The organism is Amycolatopsis sp. NPDC034160, from assembly GCF_055575355.1.
In genome coordinates, this window is record NZ_JBVISU010000039.1 from 1 (window position 1) to 1,153 (window position 1,153).

General features: G+C 64.4%; 1 pseudogene. It reads right to left on the reverse strand.

The features are described from left to right. Window positions 1–537: 537 nt before the first annotated feature. Window positions 538–1,153: pseudogene (locus ACZ54P_RS39780) on the reverse strand (fibronectin type III domain-containing protein); the annotation flags it as partial.

Sequence of the window (1,153 nt, forward strand, 5' to 3'; positions counted from 1 at the left end):
CGGACTTGATCTTCGCAAATCCAGTCCTAGCAAGGCTCTCCGTCCCAACTCACCCCACCCCCAAGACCACCACTGAGAAAACCTCATTGGGGACATACCCGACTCCCGAAACCCGCTCACGCCGCTAGGGGTGAGCGGCCTCCCCAAGCCCTCAACGAGGTGTTGCGAAAGCTTCTTTCGCAACACTGAAGGTTGCCAAAGTGGCTTTCGCGACACCAAACCTCATTATCACTCGCGAACCCACGCAGAACCGCACATAGAGACAACACTCGATTATCGGAAAAAGTCCTTTGTGGACACTGAAGCCTGCCAGGCGTCCAGAATCAGGGCTGCTCTACCTCGACTTTTGCGCGTTCCCTCATAGCCGGCGCCCGCTGCTCATGTCGCCACGTTCGTCTTACTCCGCACTCGCCGGACAACGCCGCGACGAGGGCTACGCGCGCAGACTGAAGTGGCGGTGAGCCCCCGCCCCGTCCGGCAAGGAAACCGGTCCTGCCGCGGGCTGCGGCAGGACCGGTTTTCTCGCGTCTGATCAGCTCACTTGGCCGGACGCGGGGTGAGGTTCACCTCCACCGTGTTGCCCGGGCCGGAAGCGACCCCTGATACGAGATCGTTCAGGGATCCACAGCCCTGCAGCGGCGGCAGGGTGTAGGTCCCGGTGAGCTTGCCGCCCGCCAACGGATCGAACCCGGCCTTCGACCGCAGCGGGATCTGCACCGGGGTCGCCGTCTGACAGGTCGGGCTGGCCGAGACCGGGATCCCGAAGACGCTGATCCGCGGCAGCTTGACCGTCACCGCCGAGGTCGACTTGAGCATCCCGTCGGCCAGGGTGCCCTTGGTCTTGCCCACCGGCGAGAACTCGACCTTCGCGTTGACCGGGACGAAGCCCCAGAGCGTGAATTTCGCGCTCGTCGGGTTCAGCGTCAGATCGGCGTCGAAGGCCCCGTTCGCCAGGGTGATCGCCGCGTTGATCCCGCCACGGAGATCGATCGGGCCGGTCAGCTTCCGCAGCTGGGACTTACCGGTCAGGTCGTAGCTGTACTTCACGCCAGGCGTGGCCTTCGGCTTGGTCTTCGCCGTCACCGCGGCGCTGGGAGCCGACTTGTTGCCCGCGGCGTCCTTCGCGACCACCGTGAACGAGTACTCCGTGTCC